The 14,738-nt window shown below is 69.7% G+C and carries 18 protein-coding genes; 15 read left to right on the top strand and 3 right to left on the bottom strand.

Annotated features, from left to right (window positions below; translation table 11 throughout):
• The 7 genes from FHW79_RS30920 to FHW79_RS30890 all read left to right on the top strand — a co-directional run.
• On the top strand, positions 1–249 hold a 249-nt coding region (locus FHW79_RS30920; protein WP_183182461.1), incomplete at its 5' end, for a helix-turn-helix domain-containing protein.
• A 323-nt stretch (positions 250–572) separates the two neighbouring features.
• Complete coding sequence (locus FHW79_RS33455) at positions 573–1,817, top strand: flagellin (RefSeq protein WP_035682206.1); 1,245 nt, start codon at positions 573–575, stop codon at positions 1,815–1,817.
• Positions 1,818–1,927: 110 nt separating this feature from the next.
• Positions 1,928–2,320, top strand: a complete 393-nt coding sequence (gene flaF, locus FHW79_RS30910) for a flagellar biosynthesis regulator FlaF (protein ID WP_183182460.1) — start codon at positions 1,928–1,930, stop codon at positions 2,318–2,320.
• Complete coding sequence (locus FHW79_RS30905) at positions 2,310–2,747, top strand: flagellar biosynthesis repressor FlbT (protein WP_183182459.1); 438 nt, start codon at positions 2,310–2,312, stop codon at positions 2,745–2,747. The genes flaF and FHW79_RS30905 overlap by 11 nt, the downstream gene beginning before the upstream one ends.
• 5 nt (positions 2,748–2,752) lie before the next feature.
• Positions 2,753–3,130: a hypothetical protein gene (locus FHW79_RS30900; RefSeq protein WP_183182458.1), complete on the top strand. Its 378-nt coding sequence runs from the start codon at positions 2,753–2,755 to the stop codon at positions 3,128–3,130.
• The gene (locus tag FHW79_RS30895) at positions 3,127–3,921 is read left to right on the top strand and encodes a DUF1217 domain-containing protein (RefSeq protein ID WP_183182457.1); all 795 of its coding nucleotides are present in this window, start codon (positions 3,127–3,129) and stop codon (positions 3,919–3,921) included. The genes FHW79_RS30900 and FHW79_RS30895 overlap by 4 nt, the downstream gene beginning before the upstream one ends.
• 40 nt (positions 3,922–3,961) lie before the next feature.
• Positions 3,962–5,044: a hypothetical protein gene (locus FHW79_RS30890; RefSeq protein WP_345772651.1), complete on the top strand. Its 1,083-nt coding sequence runs from the start codon at positions 3,962–3,964 to the stop codon at positions 5,042–5,044.
• 15 nt (positions 5,045–5,059) lie between these two features.
• Here the strand turns inward: FHW79_RS30890 and FHW79_RS30885 are convergent, their stop codons facing one another.
• Positions 5,060–6,256: an MFS transporter gene (locus tag FHW79_RS30885; RefSeq protein ID WP_211108564.1), complete on the bottom strand. Its 1,197-nt coding sequence runs from the start codon at positions 6,254–6,256 to the stop codon at positions 5,060–5,062.
• A 151-nt stretch (positions 6,257–6,407) separates the two neighbouring features.
• Between FHW79_RS30885 and FHW79_RS30880 the strand changes: the two genes are divergently transcribed.
• Positions 6,408–7,280, top strand: coding sequence for a LysR family transcriptional regulator (locus FHW79_RS30880; RefSeq protein WP_183182456.1), 873 nt, complete (start codon positions 6,408–6,410; stop codon positions 7,278–7,280).
• Positions 7,281–7,286: 6 nt separating this feature from the next.
• Here FHW79_RS30880 and FHW79_RS30875 read toward each other — a convergent pair whose 3' ends face one another.
• Positions 7,287–7,898: a hypothetical protein gene (locus FHW79_RS30875; protein WP_183182455.1), complete on the bottom strand. Its 612-nt coding sequence runs from the start codon at positions 7,896–7,898 to the stop codon at positions 7,287–7,289.
• Positions 7,895–9,235, bottom strand: coding sequence for a flagellar protein export ATPase FliI (gene fliI / locus FHW79_RS30870; protein WP_183182454.1), 1,341 nt, complete (start codon positions 9,233–9,235; stop codon positions 7,895–7,897). Before fliI ends, FHW79_RS30875 begins: the two co-directional genes overlap by 4 nt.
• 125 nt (positions 9,236–9,360) lie before the next feature.
• On the opposite strand from fliI, the gene FHW79_RS30865 reads away from it, so the two are divergent.
• The 7 genes from FHW79_RS30865 to FHW79_RS30835 all read left to right on the top strand — a co-directional run bounded on the left by FHW79_RS30865 (position 9,361) and on the right by FHW79_RS30835 (position 14,730).
• Entirely contained in the window at positions 9,361–9,753 is a 393-nt protein-coding gene (locus FHW79_RS30865) for a flagellar basal body protein (protein ID WP_211108563.1), read from the top strand.
• A 20-nt stretch (positions 9,754–9,773) separates the two neighbouring features.
• The gene (gene flgC / locus FHW79_RS30860) at positions 9,774–10,193 is read left to right on the top strand and encodes a flagellar basal body rod protein FlgC (RefSeq protein ID WP_183182453.1); all 420 of its coding nucleotides are present in this window, start codon (positions 9,774–9,776) and stop codon (positions 10,191–10,193) included.
• A 14-nt stretch (positions 10,194–10,207) separates the two neighbouring features.
• Positions 10,208–10,573 (top strand): flagellar hook-basal body complex protein FliE, encoded by a 366-nt coding sequence (locus FHW79_RS30855; protein WP_183182452.1) that lies wholly within the window; start codon positions 10,208–10,210, stop codon positions 10,571–10,573.
• Between the two features lie 158 nt (positions 10,574–10,731).
• On the top strand, positions 10,732–10,998 hold the full coding sequence (gene fliQ, locus FHW79_RS30850; RefSeq protein ID WP_014199655.1) for a flagellar biosynthesis protein FliQ: 267 nt from the start codon (positions 10,732–10,734) through the stop codon (positions 10,996–10,998).
• 1 nt (position 10,999) lies between these two features.
• Entirely contained in the window at positions 11,000–11,782 is a 783-nt protein-coding gene (locus FHW79_RS30845) for a lytic transglycosylase domain-containing protein (RefSeq protein WP_183182451.1), read from the top strand.
• 70 nt (positions 11,783–11,852) lie between these two features.
• Positions 11,853–13,946, top strand: a complete 2,094-nt coding sequence (gene flhA / locus FHW79_RS30840) for a flagellar biosynthesis protein FlhA (RefSeq protein ID WP_183182450.1) — start codon at positions 11,853–11,855, stop codon at positions 13,944–13,946.
• A gap of 25 nt (positions 13,947–13,971) precedes the next feature.
• Positions 13,972–14,730, top strand: coding sequence for a flagellar biosynthetic protein FliR (locus FHW79_RS30835; protein ID WP_183182449.1), 759 nt, complete (start codon positions 13,972–13,974; stop codon positions 14,728–14,730).
• Positions 14,731–14,738 lie beyond the last annotated feature (8 nt).

Genomic DNA, 14,738 nt, shown 5'->3' with positions numbered 1-14,738 from the left:
TCCGGCGCCGACCCGCTCGACAAGGTCATCGACGTCTACATCTGCAAGCTCCGCAAGAAGATCGCCGAGGCCACCGGCGGCGCCCGCTACATCGAGACCGTCTACGGCCGCGGCTACAAGTTCGAGGCCCCGCCCGAGCATGAGGAGGCCGCTCCGGCCGCCGCACCCGCCACCGCCGCCCACCGCTTTCCCGCCATCCCCTTCGCCGCGTCCGGCCTGCACCCCGGCTGTCTCGTCGCCGCCGAGTGACGGCGCCCTGTTTCAAAGTCCCGCCTTACGTTCTGCTTCCGACATTTTGAAAGACGCCATGGCCGCGGCCCTTCGGGGCACGGCGGCTGAGCCGCTTTGCGCGGGTGTCACATTTTTATAAAATGCACGATTACTTTTAAAAGACATCCATCTTTGAAAGACGAATTCGTCGCCCTGGAAAAGCTGCGGTTTTTTACTCCGGTTTAAACCGGGTCGGTCACAGTCGAATGGTCGGTTGCGCGCCCATAAAACCAAGTGGGAAGGCCCGCGCACCCGGCCCCAGCGTCAGAAAGGCGCTCTGCATCTCGCGAATGGAGATACACATGGCCTCGATCATGACCAACACCTCGGCGATGACCGCGCTGCAGACGCTGCGCCGGGTGACCGACGATCTGGCGACCACCCAGGATCGCATCTCGACCGGTCTCAAGGTCAACAACGCCAAGGACAACGCCGCCTACTGGTCCATCGCCACGACCATGCGCGCCGACGTCGCCGGCTTCAAGGCGGTGAAGGAATCGCTGGAACTGGGTTCGGGCACGACCAACACCGCGTCGGTGGCGTCCAAGAACATCGTCGAGAACCTGCAGACGCTGAAGGCTCGCGTCATCGCCGGCCAGACCAACGGCGTCGACAAGTCGCTGATCCAGAACGACATCGACCAGCTCGTCAAGCTGGTGAAGGGTGCTGCCGCCGACGCCTCCTTCAACGGCGACAACCTGCTGCGCATCACCTACTCCAACGACGGCACGGCCAAGGACCAAAACGTCGACATCCTGGCGTCGCTGAGCCGCAGCGCCGGCACGGTCGATCCGAGCTACATCAGCTTCCAGCGCCAGGACATGCAGGTCACCTCGATCGTCGGCAAGGCCACGATCGAGCAGCAGGTGGACTCCACCAACGACCTGAAGGCCAGCGTCGGCATCGCCATCGGCGCGCCGGACACCACCTTCATCGACGGCCAGAACCTGGGCCTGGGCAACCTGACCCTGAACGTCACCAACGAGGCGGGCACCAAGACCGCCGTGACGGTGGACCTGTCGGGCATCGACTACACCACGGACCTGGCGACCACCCAGGGCCTGATCGAGACCGCGGTCAACGCGGCCCTGACCACGGCCGGCGGCGACTTCCAGGTGGCCTTCAACGGCGACAAGCTGGAGTTCACCGACCAGGACCTGAACACCGACGGCAACTTCACTGCCAAGGTGGACAGCCTGTGGGTCGGCTCGAAGGAAAGCGACGCCTTCGGCGGCCTGGCTGACCTGACGCAGATCGACGTGACCTCCAACGCCACCAAGTCGCTCGAAGTCATCAACGGCCTACTCGACAAGGCCATCGGCAAGGCCGCGGTGATCGGCTCCATCGAGAACCGCGTGTCGGTGCAGAACGACTTCGTGTCGAAGCTGACCGACTCGATGAACAAGGGCATCGGCTCGCTGGTGGACGCCGACATGAACGAGGAATCGAGCCGCCTGCAGGCCCTTCAGGTCCAGCAGCAGCTCGCCACCCAGGCGCTGTCGATCGCCAACCAGGGTCCGCAGAACATTCTCTCGCTGTTCCGCTAACCCGGTCCGGCCGGCGCCCCGCTCCCGAGGGGGCGCCGGCCATTTTTTCGTCTCACATCCAGTCCCAGCCCCCTTCCGGCGCCCCCGTGCGCGTTGCATAAGGTGCGACCATGAGCATCGCCGCCTACCAGCAGACGATGGCCGAGTGCGAAGACCCGCGCCGCATCGAATATCTGGTCTTCCTCCGCATCACCCTGGATCTGGAGGCCAACCGCGACGCCGGCTGGCGGTCGGCGGCGCTGAAGGACGCGCTGTGGCGCAACCTGGAACTCTGGAACACGCTGCGCGCCGACCTTCTGGAGGACGGCAACGCGCTGCCCGAGGCGCTGCGCGCCGGGCTGGTCTCGCTGTCCTTCTCGGTGGCGCGCCAGACGACCCAGGTGCTGCGCGGCGAGGCCGACGCGGGCGTGCTGATCGACATCAACCGGTCGGTCATGCGCGGCCTGCAGGGCGTGGCCCGGACGGAGGCCCCCGCTTCGATGGAGGCCGTCCATGGCGCTTAAGCTCCGCCTCAAGCCCTGCGAGCGCGTGGTCATCAACGGCTGCGTCGTGCAGAACGAGAACCGCCGCTACACGCTGACCGTCAGCAACTTCGCCCAGATCATCCGCGGCAGCGACATCATGCAGGAGGACGAGGCCGACACGCCGGTCCGCCGCGCCTATTTCCTGATCCAGAGCATGCTTCTGGACCCCCAGGCCGCGGAGCAGTACGGCAGCGTCGTCGCCGGCATGATGGCCAAGCTCTACACCGCCTTCATGCACCCGGACATGCAGGACCGCATCATGCAGGCGATGCGCAACGTCAGCGACCGCGACTACTACAAGGCGCTGGCCTGTCTGCGGCCCGTGATGGCCTACGAGGACGGGCTGCTGAACGCGCAGCGCGCCCCGCGGGACGAGCGCATTCCCGAGACTCGCGTGGAGGCCTGACCGCCATGCCCGCACCCATCCAGGGACTGACCGGCGGCGTGTCCGGCGTCAACGGCGAGCGCGGCACTGCCAGCGCCGACCTGATCGCCGAGGCCCGCCAGCGCCAGGCCGACCGTCTGCGCGCCGCCCAGGCCGAGGCCGCCAAGGCCACCGAGGTCGTGGAGGAGGCCAAGGCCCCGTCGGAATCCGACGGCCGGACGCGCCCCGACCCCATTCCGCCCTATCGCGTCAACCTCGACCCCGGCACGGGCCGCCTGTCCACTGAGGTGCTCGACACCCACACCGGCGAGGTGATCCTGCGGATCCCGCCCTCCTACGCCGATCCGGCGGAGGATGCAGCGGCGGAGAGCGGCCGGCCGGCGACCTCGGAGGTGAAGGCATGAGCACGCTCCAGGACTACCGCCAGATCGTCCGCAACCAGGACCGCTACGACGCGATGATCCGCTCGCGGCCCGACGTGAAGCGAAACATCGCCTATTTCGAGGCCAACATCGGCAAGATCTCCAGCGCCGAGGAGCTGCTGAAGGACGACAAGCTCTACCGCTTCGTCATGGTGGCCTTCGACCTGGAAAGCCAGACCTACGCCCGCGCCCTCATCCGCAAGGTGCTGGACCAGGGGGTGAAGGACCCGGAGGCGCTGGCCAACCGCATGAACGACGCCAAGTTCAAGGAGATGGCCACCGTCCTGTCCTTCAAGGAGACGGGCGGCGCCACGCTGCAGGAGCCGGCGATCGTCAAGGCCATCGTCGACCGCTACGTCGACGTGTCGCTGGAGGTGAAGGCGGAGGAGAGCAACCCCGCCGTCCGTCTGGCGCTCTATTTCGACCGCAAGGCGCCGCGCATCACCAACTGGTACCAGGTGATGGCCGACCGCGCGCTCCAGAAGGTGGTCTTCACCGCGCTCGACATTCCCGAGCAGTCGGCGCTGGGCGACCTCGACCGGCTGGTCGACAAGCTGAAGAAGCGCTTCGACATCGCCGACTTCAAGGACCCGGCCAAGCTCGGGAAGTTCCTGGACCGCTTTTCGGCCATGTACGACCTGAAGAACGGCGGCCCCACCGGGGCCTCCGCCACTCTGCCCTACATCGGGCCGATCAACAGCCGCGGGCGCTCCTCGATCATCGCCATCGACCCGTCCATCACCATGTCGCTTCTGAACTTCCCGCGCTTCTGAGCGGCGGGATTTCGGCAGGCCGAATTCCGGGAGACTGGCTGTGCAGCCGAGCCGACAGGCCAGGCCGCCGGGCGCCTGGCCGCACGTCGTGGCCCTGCTGCCCGGCCCGGACGACCGGGACGAGGACACGGCCCGCGACTCCCTCCACATTTTGCCGATGACGATCCTGCCACTGGAGACTCCGGGCCTGCGCCGGGCGCGGCTGATCAAGAACGTCCGGCTCCAGACGGTGGTGGAGCTGTTCAACGACGTCCACGCCGGCAGCGGTCAGGTCATGCCCAGCCAGTTGCCGCTGCATTTCGGCAACCGCTCGCCCGAGCTGGACCGCGACCTGCTGATGATCGGCCAGATCGCCCAGGCCGCCAGCTTCGACGTCTATTCCCTGCGCATCGAGCTGCGCCGCCTGAAGATCGCGGTGGACGAGCACGCCGCCCTGCGCCTGTCCCAGCGCCGACGGGAGCAGCTCACCCGCTACATGCGCGTCTTCACCCGGCCGCTGATCGAAAGCGTCTACGGCAGTGACGACGTGCAGGTGCAGAATGTCGAGGACCTGATCCGCCTGTTCGCCGAGCCCGATCTGGCGGAGGTGCGGCGCCGGCTGACCATGATGGCCGACCGGCTGGACATCGCCATGGCCGACATCCCGGCCTTCCTGGAGGAATATGGCGACATCTTCCTGTCGCTGGCCTATTTCAAGCAGTGCCTGGACGAGATCGTCCCCGACGTGCAGGCCTTCCTGGCCTGGATGGACGCGGTGCGCGGCTTCAGCGAGGTCCGCCGCGACGCCCGCCACGCCCGGATGCTCGACGAGGTGGGCCGCGATCTGACGGAGATCGCCGCCTCGATCACCGGGCGGTTCGAGAGCTTCGACAACCGCTCCAAGGATTTCTGGCGCAACATCAACGCCCAGAGCTTCCGCAGCATCCGCGACCTGATCACCAACCATCACGTCACCATCGGCGGGGTGCTGTGCGGGCTGGCGGTGAAGATGGCGCTGTGGAAGGCCCGCTTCTCCAGTGGCGGCGGCCCGGTCCGCCGCTTGGAGTTCATCCGCTCCGAGATCCTGCCGGGCCTGTCCCACATCCGCTCCCTGGAACGCTCGGCGCGGAGCGGGGGGCGCTAAGGCCCACAATCCTCTTTACCGGCGCCGCGCGGCGAGCTGGAGGGCGGTGGCCGCCGCGGCGACGGCGATGCCCAGACCGGTCACCGCGGTCCAGCCCCCGGCGTTCCAGGCCAGCGTCGCCGCACTCGACCCCAGCGCGCCGCCCAGGAACATGCCGCCCATGAAGATGGTGTTCAGCCGGGCGCGGGCTTCGGGGCGCAGGGCGTAGACGATGTGCTGGTTCGACACCAGCGCCGCCTGGACCGCGAAGTCGAGCAGAATCACCCCGGCGACCAGACCGGCGACCGACGTCCACAGCCCGAACAGCAGCCAGGAGGCGAGCGTCAGCAGCGTGCCCAGCAGGATCACCCGGTGCGGCCCGCTGCGGTCGGCGATCCGCCCGGCCATCGGGGCGGCCAGGATGCCGACCGCGCCGACAATGCCGAACAGCCCCGCCGCGTCGGCTCCCAGGCCGAAGCGCGGCTCGGCCAGACGCAGCGCCAGGATGGTCCAGAAGGTGGTGAAGGCGGCGAACAGCAGCCCCTGGGTGACCGCGGCCAGCCGCAGGGCCGGGAACTCCCGCCACAGATGGACCAGGGAGCGCATCAGCGCCGGGTAGCGCAGGGTGGCGTTCGGGTGGCTGCGCGGCAGCATGAGGGCCATCAGGGCGGCGGCCCCGAGCGCCAGCGGCACGGCCAGCCAGAACATGGCGCGCCAGCCCTCGTGCGTGCCGACGAAGCCGGCCAGCGTGCGGCTGAGCAGGATGCCGGTCAGCACCCCCGACATGACGGTTCCCACCGCCGCACCGCGCCGCTGCGGCGAGGCGAGATGCGCGGCGAAGGGAACGATCTGCTGCGCCACCGTCGCCGAGACGCCGAGCAGAAGCGAGGCGGCGACCAGCAGGGCGGGACCCTGCGCCAGCGCCGTCGCGACCAGCGCCGCGGCGAGCAGCAGGAACTGCCCGACGATCAGCCGCCGCCGCTCCACCAGATCGCCCAGCGGCACCAGCAGCAGCAGGCCGGCGGCGTAGCCCAACTGCGTGGCGGTCGGGATCATGCCGGTCAGCGGGCCGGGCAGGTCGCCTTCGATCAGGCCCAGCATGGGCTGGTTGTAGTAGATGTTCGCGACGGCCAGCCCCGCGGCGGTCGCCATGGCGAAGGTCAGCCCGCAGCCGAGCCGGGTCTGGTCGGGTGTCTGGGCGGATGTCTGGGGCATTGTGTCGGTGATGCTCATGACAGGGGTCCTTTTGCAACATTCCCTCTCCCCAGAGGGGAGAGGGCTATGTGAAGCCCAAGGCGATGATTTCTGAACCGGACCCTATCGCACTTTCACAATCCGCATCAGTCATGCAGAATGAACGGCCTGTGCATCGGAATGTGAAGCAATGGACCTCGCCGGACTCGCCGTTTTGGTGGAAGCCGCCCAGGCCGGCAGCCTTGCCGGTGCGGCGCGGCGGCTGGGCATCTCGCCGTTGATGGCGACGCGGCGGCTGGCCGCGCTGGAGGAGGCCATGGGCGCGCGGCTGATGCAGCGGACCACCCGCTCCCTCGCCCTGACGCCGGAGGGGGAGGCGATGCTGCCCTTCGCCCAGGCGATGCTGGAGAACGAGGCGGAGGCGCGGGCCAGCGTCCGCCCGTCCTCCGCCGGCGCGTCGGGGCTGCTGCGGCTGACCGCCTCCGCCGCCTTCGGGCGCAAGGTGGTGGTGCCGGTGGTCGCGGACTTCCTGAAGGACAACCCGCAGGTCTCGGTCGATCTGCTGCTGACCGACACGGTGGTGGACATCGTCGGGCAGGGCATCGACCTCGCCATCCGCATCGCCCAACTGAAGGACAGCGCGCTGATCGCGCGGCGGCTGGCCGACAACCCGCGGGGCCTCTACGCCACGCCCGGCTATCTGGCGGCCCGCGGCGCCCCCGCCGCCGTTGCCGATCTGACGGAGCACGAGTGCCTGTGCCTGTCCGGTACGACCCATTGGAGCTTCAGGGGCGACGGGCGGGAGCGGCGCATCCGGGTGCGTGGGCGGTTCACCGCCAACTCGATCGAGGGGTTGCGCGACATCTGCCTCGCCGGGCTCGGCATCGCCGTCCTGTCCGAGTGGGACGTGCGCGACGAGGTGGCGCGCGGCGCACTGGTCCCGCTTCGCCTGTCCGACGGGGCGTTGGAACCGCTGGCAGTGTGGGGCGTCCACCCCTCGGCGCGCTTCGTGCCGCCGAAGGTGCGGCTGTTCATGGACGCGCTGGCGAAGGCGCTGCGCTGAACCGGGTCAGAGCCGGACGGCAGCGCGGTCCGCCGGCTGGGTGGCGTGCAGTTCGTAGAGCTTCGCCAGGATTTGCGGGGCGGGCTGCTCCGCCTTGGGCGCCGGCGCGTCCGCCGTGGCGTCGGTGCTTGGCGTCTTGCGGGCGAGCGCCTCAGCCAGCACGGCGGGGGACGGGCGATGGTCCGGCGGCGGCTCCGTCTGCGGCTCCTGCGCCGGGCCGGCGAGGAAGGGCAGGGGCGGGGCGTTGGGCGGCGCGTCCTTCGCCGGGGTTGTCGTCTCCGCCGCGCCGCCCTCCGCCAGCGTGACGAGGTGGCCCAGCGGGTCGTCGCCGGTCACCGCCTCGAAGGCGGCCATGGCGGCGCTCCCCAGCAGGCCGATGGGGCCGCCGAACAGGAAGCCGCCGGCCAGCCGCGCCGGCAGGCCAATGTCGTCGCCGGTGGCGTGGCGGTAGACCTGCGACACCCCCGGCAGATGTTGCAGCGGATTCACCGCGTCCAGCAGGTCTCCGAAATCCAGGCCGAGGTGCGCCGTCTCCTGCTTGGTCGGGGCCTTCACGGCGTCCCGGGCGGCGGTCGTCGGGGCAAGCGCGCGGGTGGCGAGCGCGGTGGCGTTGGTCATGGGACAACTCCGGCGGGAACGGCGAGGATGCGGTCGAGGATTCGGAAGGACTCGGGGGAGGGCGTGGCGTCGTCCTTGCCCTGGCGCAGGAAGTCCTCCAGCGCTGGGTTCAGCGCGACAGCGCCGTCCACCTCCGCGTCGGTGCCCTGCTTGTAGGCGCCGATGCGCACCAGCTCCCGCATGTTGTCGTAAGTGGCGGCGAGGCTCCGCGCGCGGCGCAGCAGGGCGTTCTGCTCCGCCGTGTGGCAGCCGGGCAGCAGACGCGACACACTGCGCAGCACGTTGACGGCGGGGTAGCGCCCCTGCTCGGCGATGCGGCGGTCCAGCACGACGTGGCCGTCCAGGATGCCGCGCACCGCGTCGGCGATGGGCTCGTCGTGGTCGTCGCCGTCCACCAGCACGGTGAAGATGCCGGTGATGTCGCCCTGGCCCTCCCGGCCCGGCCCGGCGCGCTCCATCAGCTTGGGCAACTCGGCGAAGACGCTGGGCGGGTAGCTTTTGGCGGTCGGCGGCTCCCCGGCGGCCAGCCCGATCTCGCGCTGGGCCATGGCGAAGCGCGTCACGCTGTCGATCAGGCAGAGGACGTGCAGGCCGCGGTCGCGCAGTTCCTCCGCCACGGTCAGGCAGAGGTAGGCGGCCTGCCGGCGCATCAGCGGCGGCTCGTCCGAGGTGGCGACGACGACGACGGAGCGGGCGAGGCCGTCCGCCCCCAGATCGTCCTGGATGAACTCCTGCACCTCGCGCCCTCGCTCCCCGACCAACCCGATCACGATGGCGTCGGCCCCGGCGTGGCGGGCGACCATCGACAGCAGGGTGGATTTGCCGACGCCGGACCCGGCGAAGACGCCCATGCGCTGGCCGCGGCAAATGGGTGTGAAGACGTCGATGGCGCGCACACCGGTGTCCATCTTCGCCCCCACCCGGCGGCGTGCGTAGGCCGGCGGCGGGGCGGCGCGCAGCGGGCGGGCGTGGTGGCCGTTGCGCAAGGGGCCGCGCCCGTCGATCGGTTCGCCCAGCGCGTTGACGACGCGGCTCAGCCAGCCGGGGCCGGGGCGCAGCGTGAAGGCGGTGTCGTCGGTGACGGCGGCGCATCCCTCCGCCACGCCGTCGAGATTGTCGAAGGCCATCAGCAGGGTGCGGCCCTGGCGGAAGCCGATGGTCTCGCACAGCAGGCGCTGGCCGCGCGCCGTCTCCGCCCAGCATTTGTCGCCGACCGCCAGGACGCGGCGCAGCCCCTCCACCTCCAGCGTCATGCCGGTGGCGCTGCGGATCTCGCCGCGCCAGGATCGGGTCGGCATCCGCTCGATCTCGGACAGAAGGTTGGAAAGCACGCGCATCGCCGGGACGTCTCCGTCGTGTCGGAACGGGTCGATCCTGCCACGAGGATTTTAAATCCGGTTTTAAACGGCGGGCGTCATCTTGGCCCTGCCTTGCTTTCCGGCTTTGCGATAGGGCCGTTCCAATGGATTTTAGCAATATTTCGGTGTTTCGGCTGACCGGCGCGCGCCTCGATTACTTGGCGGAGCGGCAGAAGCTGATCGCCGCCAACGTCGTGAACGCCAACACGCCCGGTTATCAGCCGAAGGACCTGAAGCCTTTCGCGGCGCTGATGGACGGCCCACAGACGGTGGCGCCCGCGCTCACCTCGCCCATGCACCTGACGGGCTTCAACCCGTCCGGCGCGGTGCAGGAGGCGCGCAAGCCCGAGCAGTGGGAGACCACGCCGGACGGCAATGGCGTGTCGCTGGAGCAGGAGATGACCAAGGGCAGCGAGACGCGCGACGCCTTCGCCCTGACCGCCGGCCTGTTCCAGCGCAACCTGCAGATCCTGCGCGCCGCCTGGCGCGCCGGCTGACGACTTCGGAGTCCCCTCCCATGCTCACCGATCCCCTGGCCGCGACGATGCGGATCGCCAGTTCGGGCCTGCAGGCGCAGGGCACCCGGCTGCGCGTGGTCGCCGAGAACATCGCCAACGCCGATTCCACCGCCATGACCGCGGGCGGCGATCCCTACCGCCGCAAGACCGTCTCCTTCGCCACCACGATGGACCGCGCCGCCGGCTCGGAGCTTGTGAAGGTCAAGCAGATCGGGCGCGACCGCAGCGACTTCCAGCTCGTCTACGAGCCCTCGCACCCGGCTGCCGACGAGAAGGGCTACGTCAAGCGCCCGAACGTCCAGCCGCTGATCGAGATGATGGACATGCGCGAGGCCAGCCGGTCCTTCGAGGCGAGCGTCAACGTCATCGAGCAGTCGCGCAGCATGATGAGCCGCATGATCGACCTTCTGCGCGGCTGAGGAGGCCCAAAAGCATGATCGAACCCATCGGCCGCGCCGCCGCCGCCTACGGCCTCCACCGCGCGCCCCTGGCCCAGCCGGCGCCCGCCGCGTCGCTCGCCACCCCGCCCGCCGCGGCGGCTTCCGCGTCCTCGCCGTCCGCCGAGACGGCGGCGGCGTCGGAGAGCAGCTTCGGCGCCTTCCTCGACCGTCAGGTGTCGCAGGCGGTGGAGACGCTGAACGAGGGCGAGCGCATGTCCGTCGCCGCCGTCGCCGGCAAGGCCGGCACGCACGAGGTCGTGCGCTCCGTGCTGGCCGCCGAGATGACCGTGCAGACGGTCGTGTCGATCCGCGACCGCATGGTGCAGGCCTATCAGGATGTCATGCGGATGGCGATTTGAGCTGTACGGTGATTGGAACGTTATTGCCCCCTCCCTGACCCTCCCCCGCTGACGCAGGGGAGGGGATTGATCTCCCTCTCCTGCGAAGCGGGGGAGGGAAGGGGCCCGCGGCGAAGCCGTGGGAAGGGTGGGGGCAAACGCTCCCCAGGAGAACCCCCATGAACGAAGCCGACGTGCTGGAAGTTCTGCGCACGGGCATCTGGACGATGCTGCTGATCGCCGCCCCGCCGCTGGTCATCGCGGTCCTGGTGGGCGTGGCGATCTCGCTCGTCCAGGCGCTGACCCAGGTGCAGGAAATGACGTTGACCTTCGTCCCGAAGATCGTCGCCATCCTGGTCACCACCGTGCTGGCGCTGCCCTTCATGTACGGCGCGCTCACCACCTACGCCGACCGGCTGGGCAGCCTGATCGTCTCGGTGCGGTGACATGCGCCGGCTGGCCGGACTGGCGGCGCTGCTCCTGGCCGGAACCGCGACCGCCCCTGCAACCGCTGCGGACGTGAAGCCGCCGGCCGCGCAGATCGGCACATGGTCCACCGCACTCTACGCGCCGCGTGCCCTCCCTGCTCGCAGCCTGCCGCCGGAGGCCGCCTGCATCGACGCCATCCTGGCGGCGGAGCGCGAGGCGGGGGTGACCGACCACATGCTGCTCGCCATGGGATTCACCGAGGCCGGCCGGATGACCGCCGACCGGCTGTTCACCGTCTGGCCCTGGACCGTCAACACCGAGGGCGCCTCCCACTACTTCCCAACGCGCGAGGAGGCCATCGCCTTCGTGCGCGCCGCACAGGCGCGGGGCACGCGCTCCATCGACGTGGGGTGCCTCCAGGTCAATCTGAAATGGCACCCCGACGCTTTCCCCGACCTGGAGACCGCCTTCGACCCGCGCGCCAACGCCCGTTACGCCGCGCGCTTCCTCGGCGACCTGCACCGCGCGCAGGGATCGCTGGACGCCGCCATCGCCCGCTACCACTCCGCCCAGTCGGAGCGCGGGGCGGCCTACCGCGAGCGGGTCGGCGGCAACCGGCGCTGGGTGGCCGGCGCCATGGATTACCTGAAGACGCTGGCCGCCGGTCCCCAGGCAGCCACTGCCCAATCCGCCCCCGGCGCGTTGCCATCCTGGGGCCGGGCGGAGCTTGGCCGCCTGTCCTTCCTGTCCAGCCTCTACGCCAACGCGGCGGTGAAACCCCTCCTGCCCGGCGTGGACTGACCCCGACGTAAAAGCCGGTTTTACCGCGTGGCGCTAGCGTACCAACGGTGCCGCACCCTGGAGTTCCCGCATGGCTTTCACGGACACCCTTCGGAACCGGATGACCAGCCTCGGCGATGCCGGGCTGGCGAACCGCGACGTGCTGTTCGCGCTGGGCATCCTGCTGGTGCTGGCCGTGCTGTTCCTGCCGGTGCCGACCTGGTTCCTCGACCTCGGGCTGACGCTGTCGCTGGCGGTCAGCGTGCTGATCCTGATGGTCTCGCTGTGGATCAGCAAGCCGCTGGACTTCTCCTCCTTCCCGACCGTGCTGCTCGTCGTCACGGTGCTGCGGCTGGCGCTGAACATCGCGTCCACCCGCCTGATCCTCAGCCACGGGCACACCGGCCCGTCCGCCGCCGGCCACGTGATCGAGGGCTTCAGCCAGTTCATCATGGGCGGCAACTTCGTGATCGGCGTGGTGATCTTCGCCATCCTGATCGTCATCAACTTCGTGGTCATCACCAAGGGCGCCACCCGCATCGCGGAGGTCGGCGCGCGCTTCACGCTGGACGCCATCCCCGGCAAGCAGATGGCCATCGACGCCGACCTGTCCGCCGGCATGATCGACGACGTCGAGGCCCGCCGCCGCCGCAAGGAGCTGGAGGACGAGAGCACCTTCTTCGGCGCCATGGACGGTGCCTCGAAGTTCGTGCGCGGCGACGCGGTGGCCGGGCTGGTCATCACCGCCATCAACGTGCTGGGCGGCATGGCCATCGGCATGGCCCAGCAGGGCATGTCCTTCGAATCCGCGGCGTCGGTCTACACCATCCTGACGGTGGGCGACGGTCTGGCGACGCAGATCCCGGCGCTGGTCGTCTCGCTGGCCGCCGGCCTGCTGGTGACCAAGGGCGGCAACGTCGGCTCCGCCGATCAGGCGGTGCTCGCCCAGCTCGGCGGCTATCCCAAGGCGCTGATGGTGGCGGGCGGTCTGCTCTGCACGCTGGGCGTGACGCCGGGCCTGCCGGCCGCCCCCTTCGTCCTGCTGGGCGGCGGCTTCGGCGCGGCGGGCTGGTACGCGATGCGCGGCAAGATGCGCCGCGCCGCACTCGCCCGGCTGGAGGAAAGCCGCAAGGCCCCGACCGCCCCCGCCGAGGAATCGGTGGAGGACATGCTGAAGGTGGACGAGGTGAAGGTCGAGGTCGGCAACCACCTCGTCCCGCTGATCCTCAACAAGAACGGCCCGCTGACCGGCAAGGTGAAGACGCTGCGCAAGCGCTTCGCCAAGGAGTTCGGCTTCATTCTGCCCTCGGTGCGCATCAAGGACAGCAGCTTCCTGCCGCCCAAGGGTTACGTCGTCAGCGTCATGGGCGTCGAGGTGGCGAGCGGCGAGGTGCGGCCCAAGCAGCTTCTCGCCATCGACCCGTCCGGCGGGGCCGCCCCCGACCTGCCCGGCGAGGCGACGCGGGAGCCGACCTTCAACCTCCAGGCCCGCTGGATCGATCCGGCGCGGCACGAGGAGGCCATCGCCAAGGGCTACACGGTGGTCGACCCGGAAAGCGTCATCACCACCCACCTGACCGAGGTCATCAAGGACCATCTCTCGACCCTGCTGACCTTCGCCGCCATGCAGAAGCTGATCGACGGGCTGGGCCGGGAGTACCAGAAGCTGATCGCCGACATGGTGCCGTCGCGCATCACGCTGGTGGTGGTGCAGCGCGTGCTCCAGGCGCTGCTGGCGGAGCGGGTGTCGATCCGCAACCTGCCGGCCATCGTCGAGGCCATCGCCGAGGCGGTGAACTGGACGCGCAACATCACGTTGGTCACCGAGCATGTGCGGGCGCGGCTGGGCCAGCAGATCTGCCAGTCGCTGACGGCGCCGGACGGCTTCGTCCCGGTCATCGTCCTGACCCCGCGCTGGGAGCAGGCGCTCCAGCAGAGCATCGTCGCCGACGGCGAGGATCGCCGCTTCGCCATGCCGCCGACCCAGGTGCAGGAGTTCCTGACCGCGCTGCGCATCACCATCCAGAAGCACGCCACACCACAGGTCTGGCCGGCGCTGCTGGTCGGGGCGGAGGTGCGGCCCTTCGTGCGCTCCCTGCTGGAGCGGGTCAGCCCGATGACCCCGGTCATCAGCCACGCCGAGCTGCACCGCAAGGTGTCCGTCAAGACGATCGACCAGGTGTGACGGGCCGGGAAGGAAAAGAACAGTGATGGACACGCTCGCCGACCTGCTCAGCCTGGAGGTCTACCGCGCCTTCCTGGTCTTCGCCCGCGTCGCCGCGGCGGTCAGCCTGCTGCCCGGCTTCGGCGAGCTGGCAGTGCCGCCGCGCGTGCGGCTGTGCATCGCGATTCCCGTTGCGCTGGCGCTGACTCCGACCGTGCCCGGCCTGCCCGACCGGCTGCCCCCCGACGCCGCGGTGATGCTGGAGCAGATCTTCGCGGAGACGATGGCGGGCGCCTTCCTCGGGCTGGGGGCCAAGCTGTTCCTGGCCTCGCTCCAGGTCGCGGGCAACATCGCCGCGCAGGCGATGGGCCTCGCCAACCCCTTCGGCACCGACGCGGCGGGGTTCGAGAGCGGGTCGATCCTGTCGGGCACGCTGGTCATCGCCGGGCTGGCGCTGCTGTTCGCGCTCGACCTGCATTACCTGATGATCGACGCGCTGGTGCGCTCCTACGGAAGCTGGCCGGCGGCGACGCTGCCCGATCCCGGCATGGTGGCGGGGCGCTACGCCCAGCTCGTCAGCGTCACCTTCCGGCTGGGCGTGCAGATGGCCGCTCCCTTCCTGGTCTTCGGCATGATCGCCAACATGGCGCTGGCCCTGGTCAACCGCGTGATGCCCTCCATGCCCGTCTATTTCGTTGCCACCCCGGCGATGGTCGGCGGCGGGATGCTGGTCTTCCTGGTGACGGCGGGGGCGATGGTCACCGCCACGCTGGCGGCGCTGGCCGGCTGGCTCGGCGGGCGATGAGAAGGGGG

Origin of the sequence: Azospirillum sp. OGB3 (assembly GCF_014192915.1) — a bacterium.
In the GTDB taxonomy this organism is placed as follows: domain Bacteria; phylum Pseudomonadota; class Alphaproteobacteria; order Azospirillales; family Azospirillaceae; genus Azospirillum.
The sequence above is the reverse complement of the archived record's forward strand: the minus strand, read 5'-3'. Positions and strand labels throughout refer to the sequence as shown.